Here is a 19,743-nt window from a genome sequence, read left to right as displayed (position 1 = left end):
CCGCACTTGCTGTCATCGCCTTACTCGCCGGTTATTTGCTCATCAAGCAAAATAACTAAGCGGTCGGTTTCAATATTGCTTTGCAGCGTTTCCACTTCCGGCAAGGTTTTGGTCACTTTTGCCGACAGGGTTTTGAACCGTTCCACTTTGCCGTATAAGCCCTGATTGCCGACCAGTGCGGTAACGGTATTATTGTAGTGGTTATTGGCGGCAGTGAGCGAGCCGCCCAGTTTTTGCAGCCGTTCTGCCAGCAGACTGACTTGGTTATACAGCTCGCCGGCGCGTTCGCTGATTTCACGCGCTTCACTGTTGCCACGTTCAATCCGCCATAAATTCGCCACCGTGCGCAAAATCGGCATTAAGGTGGTGTGCGACACTAAAATCACGTTTTTATTATAGGCATCGTTAAACAACGTGCGGTCGAGTTTCATTGCCTCGATATACGCCGGCTCAATCGGGATAAACATCAACACAAAATTGGGGCTGCGCATGCCGATCAGGTTGCTGTAATCTTTGTTAGACAACTCATTGATGTGATTGCGGATCGCTTTAACATGCTCACTCAGGTAATGCTGTTGCTGCTCCTCTTCTTCGCTGCCGACCGCTCTTTCATAGTCCACCAACGAGACTTTGCTATCAATAATCAGATGTTTGTCGTCAGGCAGTTTGACGATAAAATCCGGTTGTTTGCGCTTGCCGTCACTGTCTTGAAATGAGGCTTGGGTAGCGTAGTGATCACCTGCAACCAAACCGGCCAGTTGCAGGCTGCGTTCCAGTTGCATTTCGCCCCAATTACCGGCGGTTTTTTTGCTGCCTTTCAACGCCGAAGTCAGGTTATTTGCCTCTTGCGACATCGACAGACCAATCTCCAGCACTTTTTTGATCTCCCCCTCAAGTGCGGTATTGCCTTTGATTGCTTCAGAATGCACCTCATTAACCCGTTTTTGAAAACTTTCAATCTGCTCGCGGAACGGCTTCAACAGGCTGTCGATCGAATGTTGGTTGCTTTGGCGAAACGCTTGGCTTTTCTCTTCTAGAATTCGGTTTGCTAGGTTTTGAAACTCAACCGAGAGTTGTTGTTTGCTCTGCTCAAAATTATGCTGTTGCTCGGCAAAATTTTTCTCTTTTTCTGATAGCGTGGTTTTCAGCTCGGTCAACTGTTGTGCCAATTCACTTAATTGTTGGCGTTGTTGTTGTAAACTCTGTTCTTTTTGTTCGACCGCACTTTGGCTGTGCAGCAGCTGCTGTTGCAGGCTCTGTGCTTGTGCCGAAGCACTGCCGTAGCGCTCTTTCAGTTCGGTGATATTGCGGTTAATACTCTCGTTGCGTTGTTGTAATTGATCAAACTCTTGTTGCAAATAACTGATTTTTTCGTCGCGTTCCTCCAAGCGTTGTTGCAACCCTTCGCTGCGGGTTTGCGCTTGAATCATGCGCTGTTGCAGGGTTTCACGCAACTGTTGCACGCTGTCATATTTTTCCAACAATTGATTGAAATCATCAATATTTTTATTCAGATCCTGTTGCAGCTCTTGGCTGTCACGTTTGTACCGTACGGCGATAAAAAACAGCAGTAGGCAAAGTGCGGTCAGCACCGCACAGATCAATAACCATTGGTTTTGGTTTAATTCTGTCATCTGGTCAGTTCCCTCTTTTCTTTGCAGCGATTATAAAGCAAAATATCAGACTTAGCGAAATTGTACCTCTACCTTAAACGGCTATTATATTATGCAAAACACCCTTTATTTAGCGTCGGGCAGTCCGCGCCGTTGGCAATTGCTGCAAGAATTGGGGCTGAATTTAATCAAAGTCAGTGCTGAAATTGATGAAACGCCGTTCGCGGATGAACCAGCGCAATGTTATGTGTTGCGCATGGCGCAGCAGAAAAATCAGCGGGCGTTGCAAGTGTTGGGCAAAACGCCGGAATTTCCACTGTTGACCGCAGATACCACCGTGGCATTGCAGCAGCAGATTATCGGCAAGCCCGAATCAGAGCAAGATGCCGCCGCGATTTTAAAACGGCTTTCCGGCAGCACTCACCAAGTGTTAACGGCGGTTTGTGTGCACTGGCAGGGGCAAACTCACAGCGTGCTGCAAACCAGTGAGGTGACCTTTTCCCAATTAACTGACGAGCAAATTTGGGCGTATATCGCAACCGGTGAGCCGATGGACAAAGCCGGTGCGTTTGCGATTCAGGGTTTCGGCAGTCTGTTTGTACGCCATATCAGCGGCAGTTTCAGCGGAATAATGGGTTTGCCGATTTATGAAACTGGCGAGTTGTTGATCAATAAGTGCGGTTTGACAAACCCACTGCTCGCTGCGCAACACGCCCGATGATGCCAAGACAACACGCTACTCAGACCGCTATTGCGCAAGCCAACCATTTTGGACAAACTCGGCAGCCGTTTCTGTTTTTGATCGATTTTGAGCAGCGCAATCCGTTGGTATTGCCGTTGCGTGAAGCGGCAGCGCAGGGCATTTATTATGACATTAAAGGCGCAACCAATCGTGATTGGCAGTTGGGCAAGCCGAACGAGCCGTTGCAGATGACCCGCCACCCAATCTCTTTCGAGCGCTATCGACAAGGATTTGAGCTCGTGCAGCAGGAACTACAGGCAGGCAATACTTATCTGCTGAATTTAACCTATCCGACCACACTTGATTGCAATTATAGTCTGCGACAAATTTTTCAGTTTAGCCAAGCGCCATTTAAAGTGCTGTGGGACGATCAGTTTGTCTGTTTTTCGCCGGAATCTTTTGTCACCACTGCCGAAAATAAAATCTATTCATATCCGATGAAAGGCACGATTGATGCGGCGCTGGACAATGCCGAACAGCGTTTACTGGCCTCGGAAAAAGAGCAGTGGGAGCACAATACGATCGTCGATTTGATTCGTAATGATCTGTCGATGGTAGCAACGCAAATTGAAGTCAGCCGATTTCGTTATGTTGAGCGGCTGCAAACCGAACGTGGTACCATTTTACAAACCAGCTCGGAAATTTGTGGACAGCTGGCAGCGGATTGGCAACATCAGATTGGCGATCTGTTGTTTAAGTTGCTGCCGGCTGGTTCGATCAGCGGTGCACCGAAAGAGAAAACGCTCGACATTATCCGCCAAGCCGAATTGGACCAACGTGGTTACTACAGCGGCATTTTCGGCATTTTTGATGGCGAAAATCTGCAAAGTGCGGTCTTGATCCGCTATTTGCAGAAACAAGGTGAGCAGCTGCTGTTTCGTAGCGGCGGCGGCATCACTGCACAAAGCGGTTTGCAAGACGAATATCAGGAGATGCTGCAAAAAGTGTATATTCCAATCGTCTGGGATAAGGTAGATTAATGTTGCCGCTAATGGAAACCATTGCCGTCGAAAACGGTCAGTTGCAGAATGTGGCGTATCACCAGCAGCGCTACCAACAGGCATTGCATGAATATTATGCCGATACGGATGTACAAGCATGTGATTTATCCGCAATCATTGTGCCACCGGAATTTCAGCACGGGGTGGTGCGTTGTCGGGTGGATTATAACGCCATGCAGCAGCAAGTGCGGTTTTTCCCTTATCAACGCCGCACGATTCGCCGTTTTCAGCCGGTGATTTGCGATACGATCGACTACCACCTGAAATACAGTGACCGCACTTTACTGGATCAACTTTATGCTCAGCGCGGCAATTGCGATGAAATTTTGATTATCAAACACGGCAAACTGACGGATTGTTCGATCGGCAATTTGGTGTTATTACAAAACGGCGTGTGGTACACCCCGGATACGCCACTGTTGGCAGGAACCCAACGGGCGAAACTGTTGGCAGAAAATAAAATTCAATTGCGCTCGATTACCATCGACACGCTAGCGGATTATGACGAAGTGCGGGTGATTAACGCCCTGAATCCATTGGTTTAATTTGTGATTGCATACAGAAATTGTTGCCGGCAAAGATCAGCAGCCCCTATAACAGTCCGAGCAGATTGTCTCGGTCTTGTATTCATTTTTAAATGGGCAGATGCAATCTGCCCTACATTGACTTATGGAATATCTTTGTCGATTTGTTGCTTATCGCAACTAGAACCAGAACAGATAGGCAATGGTTGCGATGATAAAGGTGGAAAGAATATTCAACCAGAATCCGCCACGTACCATTTCGCTCTGTTTCACCTCACCGGTACCGAATACAATCGCATTTGGCGGAGTGGCAACCGGTAGCATAAAGGCACAAGAAGCCCCTAAACCGATAATTAACGATAAGCCCAGTGGCGGCATGCCTAAAGCTTCGGCAATAGAAATAAAGATCGGTACCAATAATGCCGCACTGGCAGTGTTTGAGGTGAATTCGGTCAAGAAGATGATAAACGCGGCAACCACTAAGCCGATGATATAGAAATGCCCACCTTCAATAATGTTCACGACTTGATCTGCCAATACTTTGCTGGCACCGGAATCACGCAGCACCGCACTTAGGGTCAAACCACCGCCGAATAGCATTAATACGCCCCAATCGGTATTTTTCTGAATATCGTCCCAAGCAGCGACACGGGTGACGCAGATCACCACGGCGGCAACCAGAGCCACCACGCTGTCGAAACTGGCGATATTTTTCTCTAGACCAAACAGGGCAGAGAGGAGTGGATTCAGATGTCCGCTGAACACCCAGCACAGCGCAATCACCACAAAGATACCCAAGGTGACGTACTGTTTTTTGTTCAATGCGTTTTCTTCAAAATTCTTTTCGAAGGCAGCGTTTAAATTAGGTTTAAAAACAATGTAGAGTGTGCCGATCATAATTGGCATCAGCAGCAGCATAGTCGGGAAACCGTATGCCATCCATTGCCCAAAGGTAATATTCAACTGTGAAGCCACAATGGCGTTTGGCGGACTGCCGACCACAGTACCCATGCCGCCGATACTGGCGCTGTAAGCGATGCCGAGTAACACGAAAACATAGGTATTGTGTTCGCGGTTTTTATCCATTTTGCTCAAAATTCCCATCGCTAACGGCAGCATCATTGCAGCGGTGGCGGTGTTGCTCATCCACATCGACAAAAATGCGGTGGTGGTGAACAGGTAGATCACGGCCAAAAATAGTTTGCCTTTTGCTAGATTCATGATTTTATTGGCGATAATTTTATCTAAACCTTGAATATGTAATGCGGTAGCCAAGGCAAAGCCGCCGAAGAACAGGAAAATCGTTGGATTGGCAAACGAAGCCAAAGCGGAAGTGGTGGAAACCAATCCGAGAGCAATCGCCATAATCGGTACCAAAAGTGCGGTCACGGTCACATGCAGTGCTTCTGTCAGCCATAAAATCCCAACAAAGACCAATAGCGCTAAGCCTTTATTTGCATTCGGTTCGAACGGCAACACATTCAGTAGGATAAAAAATAGTACAATATCAGCTAAAAATATGATGCTGGCACGTCTTACGGTATGTTCTTCAATCTCGCTTTGCAATGGCTCGGGTTTGTTGATGTCACTCATAATGTTTTCCTTATCGGCAGATACTCAGCACAATTCCAGGCTGCGGCCTAATCGTCTTATTGGTTATCAGGTTTGAATATAGCAGAATGTGGCGATTTTATTAACCATATGAAATAAGCAATTGCCAGAAATGTGAACTGGCACAAAGAAAAGGGTTAACACACTGGTTAGGTGGTGCTTAGCGGTTGAGAGGATGAATCGTGTGAGGGATAAAAGCCCCTGTCACCGGTGGTAATCAGAGGCTGATCAACGTGTTAGTCTTCATTAGTCTTCAAAAGCGGGGGTTGTGGTTTCCACATTGAGTTCCAACGGCTCCGGCGATAAGATAATACCGGTTAAGTCGGCATACACATAATCTTCCGGTAGGAACGAGACGCCACCGAAATTGATCGGCACATCGGTTTCGCCTAGGGTTTTATCATCGGCAGACACCGGAATCGGTGCCAAGGCATGAATGCCAAGGTCTAGATTTTCCAAAATATCCAGCTGACGAACCGCACCATAAACGATAATGCCTTCCCAATCGTTGTCCGCTGCCAGCTGCGCCAAGTCTGCATCGATCAAGGCGCGACGGACCGAGCCACCGCCATCAATCAACAACACCCGTCCCAGACCATCTTCTTCTAAGACTTCTTCAATCAACCCGTTGCTTTCAAAGCATTTTACGGTGGTGACTTTGCCACAGAAACTGGTTTTTCCACCAAAGCTGGAAAAAATCGGCTCTACCACGTCAATTTGATCTTGATAAATGTCACATAATTCTGAGGTGTCAATACGCATAGCCCTATCCTTAATCGATAATAAATCATCAGCACATCAGTCGCTAGTATAAACAGGAAACATAAAAATTACCAATTAAACCCGCTTGACAGCAGTAATCCGGCGCTAAATAGCAGGTTAACCGACAGCGCCAGCAGTGACATTTGCGCTAACATCGGACGAAGTTGTTGCGGCTGCTCGGCATGAAATACCGTCCAAGCGTGTTTGATCAGCAGCGGAAAGGTTAAGATTGGCAACGCACCGAACCAGTGCGGAAAATAGAGCAGAGCAAACGCCAAATATAGTCCCATGGCGCAGGCAAGCAGCCAGCAGTGGTAAATTTTAGCGGGCTTATCACCCAGCCGCACCGCAAGGGTATTTTTGCCGACTTTGCGATCCTGTTCGATGTCGCGCAGATTGTTGATATTCAACACGGCGGTCGCCAGCAAACCACAAGCGGTGGCGACCATCAACACCGGAAAGTCGAGGCGGTGAATTTGCAGATAATAACTGCCGCCCACACCGAGCCAACCAAAAAAGATTAACACCGAAATATCACCCAGACCTAAATAACCATAGGGTTTGCGCCCGATGGTGTAGGTGATTGATGCCAGCACCGCCACCACACCCAACACTGCAAAGGCGATCAAATCCTGCCAACTTTCGGTGGCGAGCAGAATCAGCGCTGAACCGCAACATAAGGTGGCTAGAATAACTAAAATCAGTCCGATTTTAAGTTGCTTAGGGCTGATCACCCCATGTTGAATACCGCGCAATGGTCCGATGCGCTCGGCCGTGTCGGAGCCTTTGAGGTGATCGCCGTAATCATTGGCGAAATTGGAGACGATCTGCAATAAAAGTGCGGTCAAAATCGACAGTAACAGAATCGGCAAACTGAAACTACCATTCCATTTTGCCAACGCCGAGCCGCTGACAATCGATGCCAACGCCAGTGGCAAGGTTTTTGGTCGGGCGGTTTCCAGCCACATTTTTAAAGAGGTTTTGTCCATCGTTACCATTTTAGGGTCTGCTGATGTTTGTCTATAGTTTGAGCTATAGACGCTAATAAAAAATAAAAGTGCGGTTATCCACCACACTCAATTTCACCATTTATAATCGTTTGAGTGGTATTATATGCCAAAATTTCCCCCGTGTTTTGATTTGGACGGGTATTTTCATGTTTTTTTAAGAGGAAAAATCCAGAATGGCTGCGGATTTGGTATTTTCTGCATTACAACTGCAACCGGTGGCAGTGGCACGTACGCCGTATAACGAAAAGTTTGCCGTGCCACGTCAGCCGGATTTAGTGTTGGACGGTAGTGGTATCATCGAGCTGTTACCGCCCTATAATCAGCCCGAAACGGTGCGAGGTTTAGAACAGTTCAGCCATTTGTGGCTGATTTTTCAGTTTGACCGGATTGCTACCGATAAATGGCAGCCTACTGTGCGCCCGCCACGCCTAGGCGGCAATCGGCGGGTTGGTGTGTTCGCCTCGCGCGCCACCCATCGTCCGAATCCAATCGGCTTATCCAAAGTGCGATTGGACGCCATCCAAATAGATCAGGGCAAAGTGCGGTTACAGGTCGGCAGCATCGACTTAGTCAACGGCACACCGATTCTGGATATCAAGCCCTATCTTGCTTACGCCGATAGCGAACCGAATGCCGTCAGTGGTTTTGCCCAAACCAAACCAAGCAGCGAGATCCAAGTGCGGTTTGCCCCCGATGTGGAGGCGTTTATACAGCAACAATACGATTACCCGAACCTACAACGTTTTATCCGCCAACTGATTGAACAAGATCCACGCCCGGCTTATCAGCAACAAAGTGGCGATCGCAACTACAGTGAGCGGATTTACGGCATCAGCATCTGGCAATTCAACGTCCGTTTCCGTTTTGTAGCAAACAACAGCGCCGAAGTGGTTGCAATTGAAGTGGAAAACCGCACTTTTTAGTTGAAAGTGCGGTTAGAAAAAGGCGATTAGAAAAGTGCGGTCGCGAGTTATTTGGATTAGTTATTCGGCTTTATAGCTGCATACCGCAATAAAATTCAGCCGCTGTTGTGGGTCATTGAACAGCTTAAACATCTTCTTAAAGGTTGGAAAATTTTGCGGTTTTAGGGCATTACGTACAATGTTGAATGTGCCGCCGATGCCTTCATCATAAATCATGCCGATTGGCGACAATAGCGTCATACGGTCATGAATCGATTCACAACGGGAAAAACCGCACTCCAGAAACAGCTTTTGCCAGTTTGCTTGGCTCAGCGGTGTGACGGTTATATTAATCGCATGACGCAGCGCTTGGATGATTTCAGGGTCGTCATCACGGGTCAGCATTACATCATGGGTCAGCAATACGCCACCCGGTTTCAGCACGCGAAAATATTCACTGACGGCTTTGCGCTTCGCTTCCAGCGGTAACATGGTCAGCATCGCTTCGTTGATCACCACATCAAAACAGTTGTCGTCAAACGGTAATTTGGTGGCATTGGCACGCTGGAGGTGGATTTTATCTTGCAAGCCGTGCCGTTGAATATTGGCTTCGGCTTTGCTTAATGCTTGTTCGTCCAAGTCCACAGCGGTGATTTGGCAACCGTATTGCTTTGCCAAACCGATCGCGGTGGTCGCCATATTGCACGCCACTTCCAGCACTTGGCTGTCAGAATTGAAGTTACCGTGTTCAATCAGCCATTCGGTGGCACGTCGCCCGCCCGGACGCAAGCGGGTTTTGCCTAAGCGTGCCAAAAAATTGTGTCCGACTTCCTCTTTTTTCATATTCACACCTTCACACCTTTTATTCTTCTGGACTCAGATTAAAGATATATTTTAAATAAGTATTATCATAAAGAAGTACAGCGTGTTTGACAAATGAAAATTGTTATTATCTTTAAACAATAAAAAAGCCCCGCAGAGCACGCCCTGCAAGGCTTCTAACATGATAAAGTGCGGTCTTAGCGGGTGCCGTACACCACAATGGTTTTACCGTGTGCCGAGATCAGGTTTTGATCTTCCAGCATTTTAAGAATTCGACCGACGGTTTCGCGCGAGCAGCCGACGATTTGTCCGATTTCCTGACGAGTAATCTTGATTTGCATGCCATCAGGGTGTGTCATGGCTTCCGGCATTCTGGCTAAATTTAGCAGCGTTTGTGCAATGCGTCCGGTCACATCCAAAAACGCCAGATTGCTGACTTGTTTGGAAGTGTGTTGCAAGCGTCTTGCCAGCTGAGTCGAAAGGTACATTAGCACTTCAGGATTGATTTGAATCAGTTGGCGGAATTTTTTATAGGAAATCTCTGCCACCTCACAAGTGGTTTTGGCTCGCACCCAAGCAGTGCGTTCGCTTTCTTGTTCAAACAGCCCGATTTCGCCGACAAAATCCCCTTGATTCAGATATGAAAGAATCATCTCTTTGCCGTCTTCATCTTTAATCGATACCGAAACTGTGCCTTTGATTAAATAGTATAACGTTTCGGCCTTTTCACCGGCGTGAATCAAGGTGCTTTTCGACGGATATTTATGGATATGGCAATGAGAAAGAAACCACTCTAATGTTGGATCTGAAGATGTTGGTTTTGTTGCAAATTGATCTTGCATAAATGCCTCTTTTAACGATGTTGCTGTATTCTAAACGATACGGCTTATTGTGCTTGTAAAAATAATTTTTTATCTTTTATATCAATCGATTGGTGTAGCTCTGACCACACTAATACGGCATTGCCTGCTTCCAGTTGGCGACGTAGCTGTGCCTTTTTTTGTGCCAGTGTCAGCTCGATTGCACCGTAATCAGTTCCCTCACGCAGCACAAAAGATTCCAAGATATTGTCGAGGGTTTCTGCTGCTAATGCTTGCCATGGAATGATCATAGTAACGCTATTTTAACAAGGACGCAAATAACGGCCATTGTTGTGCAAATTCACTGTGGTTGCTGCGACGGAAATTGGTGCGTACATAGCGTAAAAATTGCCCTTCGCAAAAGGTCACCAGATGAGCTGCGATCACTTTTTCATCAATTTCAAATGCTTTACCGTTGCGTAAGCGCTGCATCTGTAAAATATTGTTGAATTGCAATTCCAGACCGTCAAAAAATTTGACGACCCGCACTTTGAGCGCCGGATCTTCAAACATTAACGCATGTCCGCTCAGCACTCGGGTCATGCCCGGATTCTTACGTGCAAAATCCAGAATCATTTGCATAATATTATGAATGCGAGTCACGGTATCGGTATCGTTTTTTATCGACTGCTTGATGCGGTGCAGCAGATTCTCTTCAATCAGATCGATCAACGCTTCGAACATCTTGGTTTTGCTCGGGTAATAGCGATAAAGTGCGGCTTCGGACACGCCGATCTCTTGCGCTAAACGGGCGGTGGTGATGCGCTCCATGCCTTTGTCGGAATGCAGCATATGCGCCAGTACGGTCAGCACCTGTTTACGCCGCTCTTTAATTGAGCGTTTTGCCGACGGGCTGTTGTTTACAGAACTACTCATTGCGGTTTATTGTTTACCAGAATGCCCGAAACCGCCGCTGCCGCGTTCGGTCTGGTCGAATTCGGTGACAACGTTAAATTCAGCCTGCACCACCGGCACAAACACCAGTTGTGCAATGCGATCCCCTACCTCTACCGTGAAAGGTGTATTGCCACGATTCCACAATGACACCATTAACGGCCCTTGATAATCGGAGTCGATCAGACCGACCAAATTGCCCAATACAATACCATTTTTATGTCCCAAGCCGGAACGAGGCAGGATAACTGCTGCCAAATTGGGGTCGGCAACGTAAATTGATAAACCGGTCGGGATCAGTTGAGTTTCACCCGGTTGTAAAGTGATCTGTTCAGTCAGCAAGGCGCGTAGATCCAAACCGGCAGATCCGGGCGTGGCATAACTTGGTAGCGGAAATTCGCTGCCGATGCGTGAATCCAAAATTTTAATGTCGATTTTTTTCATTTTTATATTCTCGTTTTTATGTTGTTATTTTAGCTTTGGCTAGCACGATATTGCTGTACGATCAATGCCGCCAGTTTTTGGCTCAAGCTATATTTATCACTGAGTGGCAGCTGCTGTTGCCCGCCTTTCCACAGCACGGTTAAGGCATTGTGTTCACTGTTGAAACCCTGTCCTTGCAGTGCAACATCGTTGGCACAGATCATGTCCAGATTTTTGCGTTGCAGTTTTTGCGCCGCATAATCCAGCACCGCTTGTGTTTCGGCAGCGAAGCCGACCACAAACGGGCGCTGTGCTGATAGTGCTGCGACCGCAGCGATGATATCCGGATTTTTGACTAAGGTTAACACCAGTTGCTCACTGTCATCGGTTTTTTTCAGTTTTTGCTCGGCAACGGTTTGCATGCGATAGTCCGCCACTGCAGCGCAGCCGATCACAATATCTTGCTGTGGCGCCAGGGATAAGGTGACATCGTGCATCTGTTGTGCCGATTCCACATCGTAGCGCCGTACATTTTGTGGCGTAGCCAAATTGACCGGACCGGCCACCAAACTGACTTGTGCGCCTTGTTCGGCAAAAGCACGCGCTAAAGCAAATCCCATTTTACCGGAACTGTGATTACTGATAAAACGCACCGGATCGATCGCTTCGCGCGTCGGACCGGCGGTGATGGTCACTTTTAGGCCTTTAAATGGCTGCTCGGTTGAAAGTGCGGTTTGAATGTGGTTGAAAATTTCATGCGGTTCAGACATACGCCCGGCACCGACATCACCACAAGCTTGCTCACCGTCATTGGGTCCAATCAGTTTCAAGCCACGTTGTTGCAACAAGGATAAATTTTGCTGCACGACGGCTTGGCGATACATCTGTTGATTCATTGCCGGTGCTAACAAAATCGGGGCTGCACTGGCAAGGCAAATCGTCGTCAACAGATCATTGGCAATGCCGACAGCAAGGCGTGCCAGCAAATCGGCAGTAGCAGGGGCAATCACGATACAGTCTGCCCATTTTGCCAATTCAATATGCCCCATTGCCAACTCGGCTTGTGGATCCAGCAGCGAATCCGCCACCGGATTAGCGGAAATTGCCTGCAAGGTCAGCGGCGTGACAAAGTGAGTTGCCGCTTCGGTCAACACCACCCGTACTTCGGCATGGCTTTTGCGTAACAAGCGGATCAGTTCTATGCTTTTATAGGCAGCAATTCCGCCGCTGATACCGACGACAATGCGTTTTCCGTTTAATTCCGACATGGCGAGGTTCTCAAGTTGTGATTTCTGTTAATCAATTTGCACTATTTTACTGGAATTTTCTCGCTTGGGCTAGGGTAGCTTGGTTACGGGTTTTACGCGCTGGATCGCAAAAATAGTTATCCACCGTTTTCTTCCGCAGCGTAGGCAAGCAAACTGCTGTTTTACTTGTCTTTTAAGAAGAGCTGGTGTGGTATGAAGAGTGAAAACAAGGGAATATCAATCGATCTCAGCTTGCATGAACTGATGCCGCGTGAAAAGTTGCTGCATTATGGTGCAGCACAATTATCTGACCAAGAGCTGCTGGCGATCTTTTTGCGTACCGGGATTAAAGGCTGCCCTGTGATGACATTGGCGGCGCAGGTGTTGGCGCATTTCGGTTCATTGCGCGAATTGCTGAATGTGGATCAGCAGCAGTTTTGTCAGATGAAAGGCCTGGGGCTGACACAATATATTCAATTGCAGGCATGCAAAGAGATGACCAGGCGTTATTTGCAGCAAGAATTACGGCGTGAGGTGGTGTTTTCCAATCCGGAAACCGTACGGCTGTATTTGCAAACTGAATTGGAAGCACGGCAGCGAGAAGTCTTTTTAGTGCTGTTTTTAGACAATCAACATCGTTTGATTAAACAAGAGGAGATGTTTCTCGGCAGTATCAACAGCGCCTATGTGCATCCGCGTGAGATTGTGAAAACCGCACTGGCCTATAATGCCGCGGCCTTGATTTTAGCACATAACCATCCGTCCGGTATTGCTGAGCCGAGCGATGCCGATCGTGCGATTACCGATCGGATCCGTTTGGCATGCGATCTGGTCGAAGTGCGGTTGCTGGATCATTTTGTTATCGGCCATGGCAGCTACCGAGCGTTCTCCGAGCTGGGTTGGTTATAAAGAGAGAAAATGATCCGGCCACAAGAAGGAAAAGATCCGCTGCTCGCTGAAAATTGGATTTAATCTGTTTTTATACTTGAGTCACTGCAAAAAAATGGTATAATCCCCCACCTTTAATATTGGCGTGGGTCGGGTTACACACCTGACGAGGTTACCGCAAGGCGGGATCCGAACCACGAAGCTCGAGCTAAATAAGTTTTATTGGAGAATTAACCATGTCTAGAGTCTGTCAAGTAACAGGCAAGCGTCCGGCAGTTGGTAACAACCGTTCGCACGCAATGAATGCGACCAAGCGTCGTTTTCTACCGAATTTACACTCTCACCGTTTTTGGGTTGAAAGTGAGAAAAGATTCGTCACTTTGCGCGTTTCTGCCAAAGGTATGCGAATTATTGATAAAAAAGGCATTGATTCAGTTTTGGCTGATCTGCGTGCCAAAGGCGAAAAATTTTAAGGATCTGAATTATGGCAAGTAAAGGTGCTCGTGAGAAAATCAAACTGGTTTCTACTGCTGAAACAGGTCATTTCTACACTACGACAAAAAACAAACGTAACATGCCTGAAAAAATGGAGATCAAAAAATATGATCCCGTTGTTCGTAAGCACGTTCTGTACAAAGAAGCAAAAATTAAATAATTTTTGTTTTTAATGAAAAAGCCCGATGTGATGTCGGGTTTTTTTATGCCTGCGGTTTAAAGAATTATGGTATGATTTGCGCCATTCGAGGCTTAAATCGCTGCAAGCATAGGAAGGAAAGATGGGGCAATACAATCAATTAAAAATCGCATGGGCTTGTCGGCGCGGCATGTTGGAGCTGGATTTTATGATTATGCCGTTTTACCAAAATCGGTTTGAGCATCTTTCTGACGCACAAAAGGCGACTTTTGTTGAATTATTGGATTACACCGATCCCGAGCTGTTTCGCTGGCTGATGAACCAACAATCCGCCCCCACTCCGGCGTTGGACGAAATGGTACGACTGATTCAAGCGCATTTAAGCAAAAATTAAGAAATAATTAAGATAATTTTTATAAAAATTGAACTTTTAAAAAATTGTGCTCTCTAATTCAGTATACCGACCTGCTGTCATTGCAATTGGATTGTTAGCGTAATATGAGGTAAGGAGATTCACTTCTGATGAGTGAACAACTAACAGATCAGGCTCTGGTAGAAAAGGCACAGCAAGGTGATAAAAAAGCATTTAATTTGTTGGTTGCACGCCACCAAAATAAAGTGGCAGGGTTGCTGACCCGCTATGTTTCGGCAAACGATATTCCGGATGTGGTGCAGGAAACTTTTATTAAAGCCTACCGCTCTTTGGAACTGTTTCGTGGCGATAGCGCATTTTATACCTGGCTTTATCGGATTGCCGTCAATACGGCAAAAAATTATCTCACGGCACAAGGGCGGCGCCCACCCAGTGAAGATATTCAGGCTGAAGATGCAGAAACTTATGATGCCGGCGACAGTTTGAGAAATATTGATACGCCGGAAAATTTGATTTTATCGTCGGAATTGAAAAAAATCGTGTTTGAAACGATTGCCGCTCTACCGGAAGAATTAAAAACCTCAATTACATTGAGGGAGTTAGAGGGATTGAGTTACGAAGAGATTGCTGAGATTATGGATTGTCCGGTCGGAACGGTACGTTCCCGCATTTTTCGGGCAAGGGAAATTATCGACAGCAAGATTTCACCTCTAATCAACAACGAACGTTAATATTGACGAAACTTAAGTTAACTGAATAGTTTACTAAAAATTGATTAAAAATAGCGGAGTAGATTAAAATGCAAAAAGAGTTGCTTTCAGCTTATCTGGATGGAGAATATCAAAATGATCATTTGCTTGATTCTCTCTGCCAAGATGAAGAACTTCAACAGGCATGGAATCACTACCATCTGGTGCGTACCGTGGTACGTCAGGAAACGACGGTGCTGCTCGGTGCCGATTTTACCGCGAAAATGGCGACGCTGATTGACGCAGAGCCGGCACCGCACTTTGCTGCCCAAGCGACAGTGGCTCAACCAACGCCAGTCGAAGTAGAAAAATTGCCGTTTATGCAAAAACTCAAAGGTTTGTTTGCGCCGCTAACTCAAGTTGCTGTGGCGGCAACTGTGTGCTTGGTTGCGGTGTTTGGCGTACAGAATTATCTACAAAATGACCATGGCGTAGCGGTTGCTGATAACCCGGTGTTGCAAACGCTGCCATTTACCAATAATATTCAGCAAGTCAGCTATAATGCTCCAAGCCAAGATGTGCCGACTCAGGCGCAGCTTGAACAGCAAAGCAAGCGGATTAATATGATGCTACAAAATTATGAATTGCAGCGCCGCAGCCATACTCAGCCCTTGAGTGCTGCCGCTAGCCGTGAGTAAGCAAACCATAATGCGATGATGATATTCACCACCTTTGGGTGGTGAATTTGTTTTATAGTGAATTAAATTGGTTCTAATGTTGCCTATGGTTCTGCTACTTTATCTTAAAACAAATTTAATCCACTCTAGTCGGTTTATGTTGAGACCTTTATGAAGTTATTTAAAACAGTATGGGTTATCTGTGCAACCCTAACCTTTTCTAGCATATTAAACGCACAACAGAATAGCCAACCGGCACTTCAGCCATTGGGCGAGCCGGTGCAAAATCCGGCATTGCCTGCGACACTGCTGGATACACTGCAACGAATGGCGCAAACATGGCGCCACGGCAATTATGAAATGGCGTTTATCCAAATCTTACCGAATCAGGTTAACAGCTACCAATATCGCCACGTTTTTGCCAATCAGCGCCATTACGCTCAATTATCCGCTTTGGACGGTGTGCAGCAGGAAGTGGTGCAACGTGATGCTATTATCAGTTATTACGGCAACGGCTATCAGCCGTTCAGTATTAAAGGTCCGTATATTTTGGACAATATTCCCAGTGTGGTCTATGCGGATTATGATAAGCTGAAAAGCTATTATGATTTTGTGGATGCCGGTAAAACCCGTATTGCTGATCGGGTTGCTCAAGTGATTCGGCTGCTGCCGAAAGATGATTTTCGTTACCAGTATGTTTTATGGCTGGATGAGCAGAGTCATCTGTTACTGCGCAGCGATATGTTGGAACGTAATGGTGAATTGTTGGAGCAATTTCGGGTGATTGCGCTGCAACAAGATGCGATTGAATTACAAACGCTGAGCAGTCGTTTGGATCAACTTAATTTACCACCGTTGATTAATGTACAAGGTGATGCACTGCCGGGTAAACAACAATGGCGTTTGGCATGGCTGCCGCCGGGATTTCAACAAATCAAGCACGAATACTATCAAACGGAAATCGGCATGTTAGAAAGCGTGATGTTTAGTGACGGGCTTTTCTCTTTCAGTTTATATATCAATCATAACATTGAAGACAAATTGGGCGAGCACTACTGGCAGCAAGCAGGCAATACGATTTACAGCGAAGTGCTGAATAACCGTGAAATCACGCTAATCGGGCAGATTCCATTGGCGACGGCAAAACGGATTGTCAAAGATCTCAGCTTTGAAAGCAGCGGACAATAACGATGTTGATTGAAACCGCAGTGGTAGCGGATTACCACAACGGCATCGCCAAAGTGCGGTGTGAGACCAAACAAGGGTGTGGCGGTTGTGCAGCCCGTGCCGGTTGTGGTGCGGCGGCACTCTCTGAGCTGAACGGCAGCAAAAATGATGGCAGTTTGTTGTTTGAAATTGCCGTTGCCGAACCGCTGCGGCAGGGCGATTTGATCGAAATTGGTTTGCAAGAAAAATCAATGATTCTCTCGGCGATGCTGCTGTATATCGTGCCGCTGACCGCACTTTTGCTTTCGACCGTGATCGGCTCGCTGTATTTAGATAACGAGCTGATTCTTGCGCTGTTTGTGTTGGCGATGACCGCACTTGCCTTTGTCGGCATCAAAAAAATCGGCGACCGTTTAAGCCGCCATGCGTTGTATCAACCGATTTTTCTACGCAGATTAAACCGCACTTTTCGTCATGAGCTGCCTTAATCCGCCTGATACCAAATTTTATTGATATACCACACCACTTCGCCGGACGGAGTATTGACCTTGATTTCATCATCAACCGCTTTGCCGATTAAAGCGCGTGCGACCGGTGAATCAATCGAAATCCAGTTTTTGTGCGGATCAAATTCATCACAGCCGACAATCCGATACTGCTTGTTGTCGCCATCGACATCTTCCAATTCCACCCACGCCCCAAAAAACACTTTGCCCTCTTGTTTCGGGTGATAATCCACGATTTGCAGCACATCCAAGCGTTTGCTTAAAAAGCGCACCCGGCGATCGATTTCACGCAAGCGGCGTTTGCCGTAGATATATTCCGCATTTTCACTGCGGTCGCCTAATGCCGCCGCTTCGGAGACCGCTTGCGTCACTTTCGGCCGCTCTTCACGCCAGAGAAATTTCAATTCTTGATCCAGCACATTCCAACCGTTGCGAGTAATGTAGTTTGATTTTGCCATGATTGAATAATAGGGTTTGTTGCTCGAAAAGCAGAGTATAACATACAAAAAAACCGCTTTCCGTTGTCAGAAAGCGGTTTATATGAGCAAAATGAATGCTTATTTGTTGCCGGATAACAATGAACGGTAAATGATACCGCCGAGTGCTGCGCCGACAATCGGTGCTAGCCAGAACAACCATAGTTGTTCAATTGCCCAACCGCCTTGGAACAAGGCAACACCGGTACTACGTGCCGGGTTAACCGAGGTATTGGTTACCGGAATGCTGATCAAGTGAATCAGGGTTAAGCCCAAGCCGATCGCAATCGGGGCAAATCCTTTCGGTGCGCGCTCATCGGTGGCGCCCATGATGATGATCAGGAAGAAGGCGGTTAGTACTACTTCGATCACCAATGCTGCGCCTAAGCTGTATTGGTTTGGCGAGTGCTCAGCGTAACCGTTGCTGGCAAAACCGCTGGCTACTGCGTCAAATTCCGCTTTACCGGTGGCAACGAAGTACAACACAGCCGCCGCTGCTGTGGCGCCCACCACTTGAGAAATAATGTATGGCAGTAATTCTTTTGCACTGAAACGGCCACCGATCATTAGTCCGACGGAAACTGCCGGGTTGAAGTGGCCACCGGAAATGTGTCCGACCGCATAGGCCATGGTCAATACGGTTAAACCGAATGCTAATGCGACACCGGCAAAACCGATACCCAATTCAGGATAAGCCGCTGCCAAAACCGCACTTCCGCAACCGCCGAAGACCAACCAGAATGTGCCAAAGAATTCAGCAAAATATTTGTTCATACTAAAATATCCTTTTGTTGATGTAAAAACGAGCGAATATTACGCTATTCAGAAGCAGACTACAAACACTATTTTGCTTCATATGATGTTTATATTTAATTCTAAAAAAAGTATTTGGCTTTTTGTTACATATAATACCGCTATGTTACTTTTTTCTTGCTATAATTTGAACATCATAAGGAGTGTTGATTTGATGAATAACTACATGAATTCGTTTAAAAATAGTGCACAAAGCTTGTGTTCGGAATAGAATCAGGCGATACTGAAATCGATAGATGTAATACAGAAGGATAGGGCATATGACGGCAGCCAATTTTAAAGTCGCTACCATTCAAATGGTTTCAACCACAGATATCAACAATAATATTGATACGATGCAGGCACTGGTACGCAAAGCCGCCAAAGCGGGGGCAAAATGGGTGGTTTTGCCGGAATATTGGGCGTTAATGGGGGCGCATGAGCAGGATAAGCTGGCGATTGCCGAAGCTTTTGGCGAGGGCAGATTACAAACATTACTATCCGAGCTGGCAAAGGCGCTGAACATCGTGCTATTTTCCGGTTCGATTGCGCTGCGCAGCAGTGAAGACAATAAAGTGTTAAATAGTATGTTGGTGTATGGTGAACAGGGCGAACTGCTTTCCCGTTACGACAAAATCCATCTGTTCAGCTACACCGGCATCGGTGAAAAATATTGCGAAGCCGACAGCATTCAAGCCGGTTATCAAGTGCCACAACTGAAGATTGGCGATATTCAGGTTGGGCAAGGGATTTGTTATGACCTGCGGTTTCCTGAATTGTTTCGCGCCCAAACCCCGTATGACGTGCTGGTGTTGCCGGCAGCGTTCACATACACCACCGGCAAGGCGCACTGGGAAGTGCTGTTGCGTGCCAGAGCCATCGAAAATCAGTGTTATGTGATTGCCTCGGCACAAGGCGGACGCCATCAAAATGGGCGTACTACATTTGGACAAAGTATGATCATCGACCCTTGGGGGGAAATTATCAGCGGTGTCGGCGAAGGCGAAGGTTTTGCGCTGGCGGCGCTTGATTTTCGGCGCTTGGCTGAAGTGCGCTCGCAACTGCCGGCGCTGGATCACCGTCAGTTATTTATCCGTTCTTAAGGCTCGACTGCAAACCGCACTTTTAGC

25 protein-coding genes are annotated in these 19,743 nt (G+C 46.9%); 13 read left to right on the top strand and 12 right to left on the bottom strand.

The genetic code is table 11. The annotated features are described in order from the left end of the window. Positions 1-20 precede the first annotated feature (20 nt). Positions 21-1,634, bottom strand: coding sequence for a DNA recombination protein RmuC (locus EDC16_RS02865; protein WP_132965213.1), 1,614 nt, complete (start codon positions 1,632-1,634; stop codon positions 21-23). Positions 1,635-1,722: 88 nt separating this feature from the next. On the opposite strand from EDC16_RS02865, the gene EDC16_RS02860 reads away from it, so the two are divergent. The 3 genes from EDC16_RS02860 to EDC16_RS02850 are packed head-to-tail and all read left to right on the top strand — an operon-like array spanning position 1,723 to position 3,901. Further along, positions 1,723-2,334, top strand: coding sequence for a Maf family protein (locus tag EDC16_RS02860; RefSeq protein WP_416069068.1), 612 nt, complete (start codon positions 1,723-1,725; stop codon positions 2,332-2,334). After that, complete coding sequence (locus tag EDC16_RS02855; RefSeq protein ID WP_416069066.1) at positions 2,331-3,335, top strand: aminodeoxychorismate synthase component I; 1,005 nt, start codon at positions 2,331-2,333, stop codon at positions 3,333-3,335. Before EDC16_RS02860 ends, EDC16_RS02855 begins: the two co-directional genes overlap by 4 nt. Next, positions 3,335-3,901 carry an aminotransferase class IV family protein gene (locus tag EDC16_RS02850; protein WP_132965209.1) on the top strand — a complete coding sequence of 189 codons (567 nt, stop codon included), beginning with the start codon at positions 3,335-3,337 and terminating at the stop codon, positions 3,899-3,901. Before EDC16_RS02855 ends, EDC16_RS02850 begins: the two co-directional genes overlap by 1 nt. A gap of 159 nt (positions 3,902-4,060) precedes the next feature. Here the strand turns inward: EDC16_RS02850 and EDC16_RS02845 are convergent, their stop codons facing one another. The 3 genes from EDC16_RS02845 to EDC16_RS02835 form a co-directional block, all read right to left on the bottom strand. Beyond that, positions 4,061-5,473: a DASS family sodium-coupled anion symporter gene (locus tag EDC16_RS02845; RefSeq protein WP_132965207.1), complete on the bottom strand. Its 1,413-nt coding sequence runs from the start codon at positions 5,471-5,473 to the stop codon at positions 4,061-4,063. A gap of 264 nt (positions 5,474-5,737) precedes the next feature. Next, on the bottom strand, positions 5,738-6,253 hold the full coding sequence (gene rraA / locus EDC16_RS02840) for a ribonuclease E activity regulator RraA (RefSeq protein WP_132965205.1): 516 nt from the start codon (positions 6,251-6,253) through the stop codon (positions 5,738-5,740). Positions 6,254-6,321: 68 nt separating this feature from the next. Beyond that, the gene (locus EDC16_RS02835; protein WP_132965203.1) at positions 6,322-7,242 is read right to left on the bottom strand and encodes a 1,4-dihydroxy-2-naphthoate polyprenyltransferase; all 921 of its coding nucleotides are present in this window, start codon (positions 7,240-7,242) and stop codon (positions 6,322-6,324) included. 194 nt (positions 7,243-7,436) lie between these two features. Here EDC16_RS02835 and tsaA point away from each other — a divergent pair, with 194 nt between their 5' ends. Next, a complete protein-coding gene (gene tsaA / locus EDC16_RS02830) occupies positions 7,437-8,186 on the top strand; it encodes a tRNA (N6-threonylcarbamoyladenosine(37)-N6)-methyltransferase TrmO (protein ID WP_132965201.1) in 750 nt (249 codons plus the stop codon). Positions 8,187-8,246: 60 nt separating this feature from the next. On the opposite strand, the gene EDC16_RS02825 is transcribed toward tsaA, so the two are convergent. From EDC16_RS02825 to coaBC, 6 genes are all read right to left on the bottom strand, one after another. Then, the gene (locus tag EDC16_RS02825; RefSeq protein ID WP_132965199.1) at positions 8,247-9,008 is read right to left on the bottom strand and encodes a class I SAM-dependent methyltransferase; all 762 of its coding nucleotides are present in this window, start codon (positions 9,006-9,008) and stop codon (positions 8,247-8,249) included. Between the two features lie 176 nt (positions 9,009-9,184). Continuing rightward, entirely contained in the window at positions 9,185-9,829 is a 645-nt protein-coding gene (crp, locus tag EDC16_RS02820; RefSeq protein ID WP_132965196.1) for a cAMP-activated global transcriptional regulator CRP, read from the bottom strand. 44 nt (positions 9,830-9,873) lie between these two features. Further along, entirely contained in the window at positions 9,874-10,098 is a 225-nt protein-coding gene (locus tag EDC16_RS02815) for a YheU family protein (RefSeq protein ID WP_132965194.1), read from the bottom strand. A 7-nt stretch (positions 10,099-10,105) separates the two neighbouring features. Beyond that, the gene (gene slmA, locus EDC16_RS02810) at positions 10,106-10,723 is read right to left on the bottom strand and encodes a nucleoid occlusion factor SlmA (protein ID WP_132965192.1); all 618 of its coding nucleotides are present in this window, start codon (positions 10,721-10,723) and stop codon (positions 10,106-10,108) included. Between the two features lie 6 nt (positions 10,724-10,729). Further along, positions 10,730-11,185, bottom strand: coding sequence for a dUTP diphosphatase (gene dut / locus EDC16_RS02805; protein ID WP_132965190.1), 456 nt, complete (start codon positions 11,183-11,185; stop codon positions 10,730-10,732). 29 nt (positions 11,186-11,214) lie between these two features. Then, positions 11,215-12,432 carry a bifunctional phosphopantothenoylcysteine decarboxylase/phosphopantothenate--cysteine ligase CoaBC gene (gene coaBC / locus EDC16_RS02800; protein WP_132965188.1) on the bottom strand — a complete coding sequence of 406 codons (1,218 nt, stop codon included), beginning with the start codon at positions 12,430-12,432 and terminating at the stop codon, positions 11,215-11,217. A gap of 192 nt (positions 12,433-12,624) precedes the next feature. On the opposite strand from coaBC, the gene radC reads away from it, so the two are divergent. The 8 genes from radC (at position 12,625) to EDC16_RS02760 (ending at position 17,327) form a co-directional block, all read left to right on the top strand. Then, complete coding sequence (gene radC / locus EDC16_RS02795) at positions 12,625-13,320, top strand: RadC family protein (RefSeq protein WP_198362726.1); 696 nt, start codon at positions 12,625-12,627, stop codon at positions 13,318-13,320. Between the two features lie 215 nt (positions 13,321-13,535). Continuing rightward, positions 13,536-13,772 carry a 50S ribosomal protein L28 gene (gene rpmB, locus EDC16_RS02790; protein ID WP_034615498.1) on the top strand — a complete coding sequence of 79 codons (237 nt, stop codon included), beginning with the start codon at positions 13,536-13,538 and terminating at the stop codon, positions 13,770-13,772. Between the two features lie 11 nt (positions 13,773-13,783). Further along, entirely contained in the window at positions 13,784-13,954 is a 171-nt protein-coding gene (rpmG, locus tag EDC16_RS02785; protein ID WP_132965186.1) for a 50S ribosomal protein L33, read from the top strand. Between the two features lie 121 nt (positions 13,955-14,075). Beyond that, positions 14,076-14,327 carry an FAD assembly factor SdhE gene (locus EDC16_RS02780; protein ID WP_132965184.1) on the top strand — a complete coding sequence of 84 codons (252 nt, stop codon included), beginning with the start codon at positions 14,076-14,078 and terminating at the stop codon, positions 14,325-14,327. A gap of 128 nt (positions 14,328-14,455) precedes the next feature. Beyond that, positions 14,456-15,037 (top strand): RNA polymerase sigma factor RpoE, encoded by a 582-nt coding sequence (gene rpoE / locus EDC16_RS02775; protein ID WP_132965182.1) that lies wholly within the window; start codon positions 14,456-14,458, stop codon positions 15,035-15,037. Between the two features lie 68 nt (positions 15,038-15,105). Beyond that, positions 15,106-15,693, top strand: coding sequence for a sigma-E factor negative regulatory protein (locus tag EDC16_RS02770; RefSeq protein ID WP_132965180.1), 588 nt, complete (start codon positions 15,106-15,108; stop codon positions 15,691-15,693). Positions 15,694-15,843: 150 nt separating this feature from the next. Beyond that, positions 15,844-16,860 (top strand): MucB/RseB C-terminal domain-containing protein, encoded by a 1,017-nt coding sequence (locus EDC16_RS02765; RefSeq protein ID WP_132965178.1) that lies wholly within the window; start codon positions 15,844-15,846, stop codon positions 16,858-16,860. Positions 16,861-16,862: 2 nt separating this feature from the next. After that, positions 16,863-17,327: a SoxR reducing system RseC family protein gene (locus EDC16_RS02760; protein ID WP_132965176.1), complete on the top strand. Its 465-nt coding sequence runs from the start codon at positions 16,863-16,865 to the stop codon at positions 17,325-17,327. Here EDC16_RS02760 and greB read toward each other — a convergent pair. Together greB and aqpZ are read right to left on the bottom strand one after the other, a co-directional pair. Beyond that, positions 17,324-17,803: a transcription elongation factor GreB gene (gene greB / locus EDC16_RS02755; protein WP_132965174.1), complete on the bottom strand. Its 480-nt coding sequence runs from the start codon at positions 17,801-17,803 to the stop codon at positions 17,324-17,326. The two genes, EDC16_RS02760 and greB, sit on opposite strands and share 4 nt — an antisense overlap. A gap of 99 nt (positions 17,804-17,902) precedes the next feature. Beyond that, complete coding sequence (gene aqpZ, locus EDC16_RS02750) at positions 17,903-18,595, bottom strand: aquaporin Z (protein ID WP_132965173.1); 693 nt, start codon at positions 18,593-18,595, stop codon at positions 17,903-17,905. A gap of 299 nt (positions 18,596-18,894) precedes the next feature. Here aqpZ and EDC16_RS02745 point away from each other — a divergent pair, with 299 nt between their 5' ends. After that, positions 18,895-19,716 (top strand): carbon-nitrogen hydrolase family protein, encoded by an 822-nt coding sequence (locus EDC16_RS02745; RefSeq protein ID WP_132965171.1) that lies wholly within the window; start codon positions 18,895-18,897, stop codon positions 19,714-19,716. Positions 19,717-19,743 lie beyond the last annotated feature (27 nt).

The sequence above is a fragment of the Testudinibacter aquarius genome, from assembly GCF_004342725.1.
Lineage (GTDB): Bacteria > Pseudomonadota > Gammaproteobacteria > Enterobacterales > Pasteurellaceae > Chelonobacter > Chelonobacter aquarius.
The sequence above is the reverse complement of the archived record's forward strand: the minus strand, read 5'-3'. Positions and strand labels throughout refer to the sequence as shown.

Coding starts and splice junctions, on each gene's coding strand:
- EDC16_RS02865 (WP_132965213.1), bottom strand. CDS start 1,634: ATGACAGAATTAAACCAAAACCAATGGTTATTGATCTGTGCGGTGCTG.
- EDC16_RS02855 (WP_416069066.1), top strand. CDS start 2,331: ATGATGCCAAGACAACACGCTACTCAGACCGCTATTGCGCAAGCCAAC.
- EDC16_RS02850 (WP_132965209.1), top strand. CDS start 3,335: ATGTTGCCGCTAATGGAAACCATTGCCGTCGAAAACGGTCAGTTGCAG.
- EDC16_RS02845 (WP_132965207.1), bottom strand. CDS start 5,473: ATGAGTGACATCAACAAACCCGAGCCATTGCAAAGCGAGATTGAAGAA.
- rraA (WP_132965205.1), bottom strand. CDS start 6,253: ATGCGTATTGACACCTCAGAATTATGTGACATTTATCAAGATCAAATT.
- EDC16_RS02835 (WP_132965203.1), bottom strand. CDS start 7,242: ATGGACAAAACCTCTTTAAAAATGTGGCTGGAAACCGCCCGACCAAAA.
- tsaA (WP_132965201.1), top strand. CDS start 7,437: ATGGCTGCGGATTTGGTATTTTCTGCATTACAACTGCAACCGGTGGCA.
- EDC16_RS02825 (WP_132965199.1), bottom strand. CDS start 9,008: ATGAAAAAAGAGGAAGTCGGACACAATTTTTTGGCACGCTTAGGCAAA.
- crp (WP_132965196.1), bottom strand. CDS start 9,829: ATGCAAGATCAATTTGCAACAAAACCAACATCTTCAGATCCAACATTA.
- EDC16_RS02815 (WP_132965194.1), bottom strand. CDS start 10,098: ATGATCATTCCATGGCAAGCATTAGCAGCAGAAACCCTCGACAATATC.
- slmA (WP_132965192.1), bottom strand. CDS start 10,723: ATGAGTAGTTCTGTAAACAACAGCCCGTCGGCAAAACGCTCAATTAAA.
- dut (WP_132965190.1), bottom strand. CDS start 11,185: ATGAAAAAAATCGACATTAAAATTTTGGATTCACGCATCGGCAGCGAA.
- coaBC (WP_132965188.1), bottom strand. CDS start 12,432: ATGTCGGAATTAAACGGAAAACGCATTGTCGTCGGTATCAGCGGCGGA.
- radC (WP_198362726.1), top strand. CDS start 12,625: ATGAAGAGTGAAAACAAGGGAATATCAATCGATCTCAGCTTGCATGAA.
- rpmB (WP_034615498.1), top strand. CDS start 13,536: ATGTCTAGAGTCTGTCAAGTAACAGGCAAGCGTCCGGCAGTTGGTAAC.
- rpmG (WP_132965186.1), top strand. CDS start 13,784: ATGGCAAGTAAAGGTGCTCGTGAGAAAATCAAACTGGTTTCTACTGCT.
- EDC16_RS02780 (WP_132965184.1), top strand. CDS start 14,076: ATGGGGCAATACAATCAATTAAAAATCGCATGGGCTTGTCGGCGCGGC.
- rpoE (WP_132965182.1), top strand. CDS start 14,456: ATGAGTGAACAACTAACAGATCAGGCTCTGGTAGAAAAGGCACAGCAA.
- EDC16_RS02770 (WP_132965180.1), top strand. CDS start 15,106: ATGCAAAAAGAGTTGCTTTCAGCTTATCTGGATGGAGAATATCAAAAT.
- EDC16_RS02765 (WP_132965178.1), top strand. CDS start 15,844: ATGAAGTTATTTAAAACAGTATGGGTTATCTGTGCAACCCTAACCTTT.
- EDC16_RS02760 (WP_132965176.1), top strand. CDS start 16,863: ATGTTGATTGAAACCGCAGTGGTAGCGGATTACCACAACGGCATCGCC.
- greB (WP_132965174.1), bottom strand. CDS start 17,803: ATGGCAAAATCAAACTACATTACTCGCAACGGTTGGAATGTGCTGGAT.
- aqpZ (WP_132965173.1), bottom strand. CDS start 18,595: ATGAACAAATATTTTGCTGAATTCTTTGGCACATTCTGGTTGGTCTTC.
- EDC16_RS02745 (WP_132965171.1), top strand. CDS start 18,895: ATGACGGCAGCCAATTTTAAAGTCGCTACCATTCAAATGGTTTCAACC.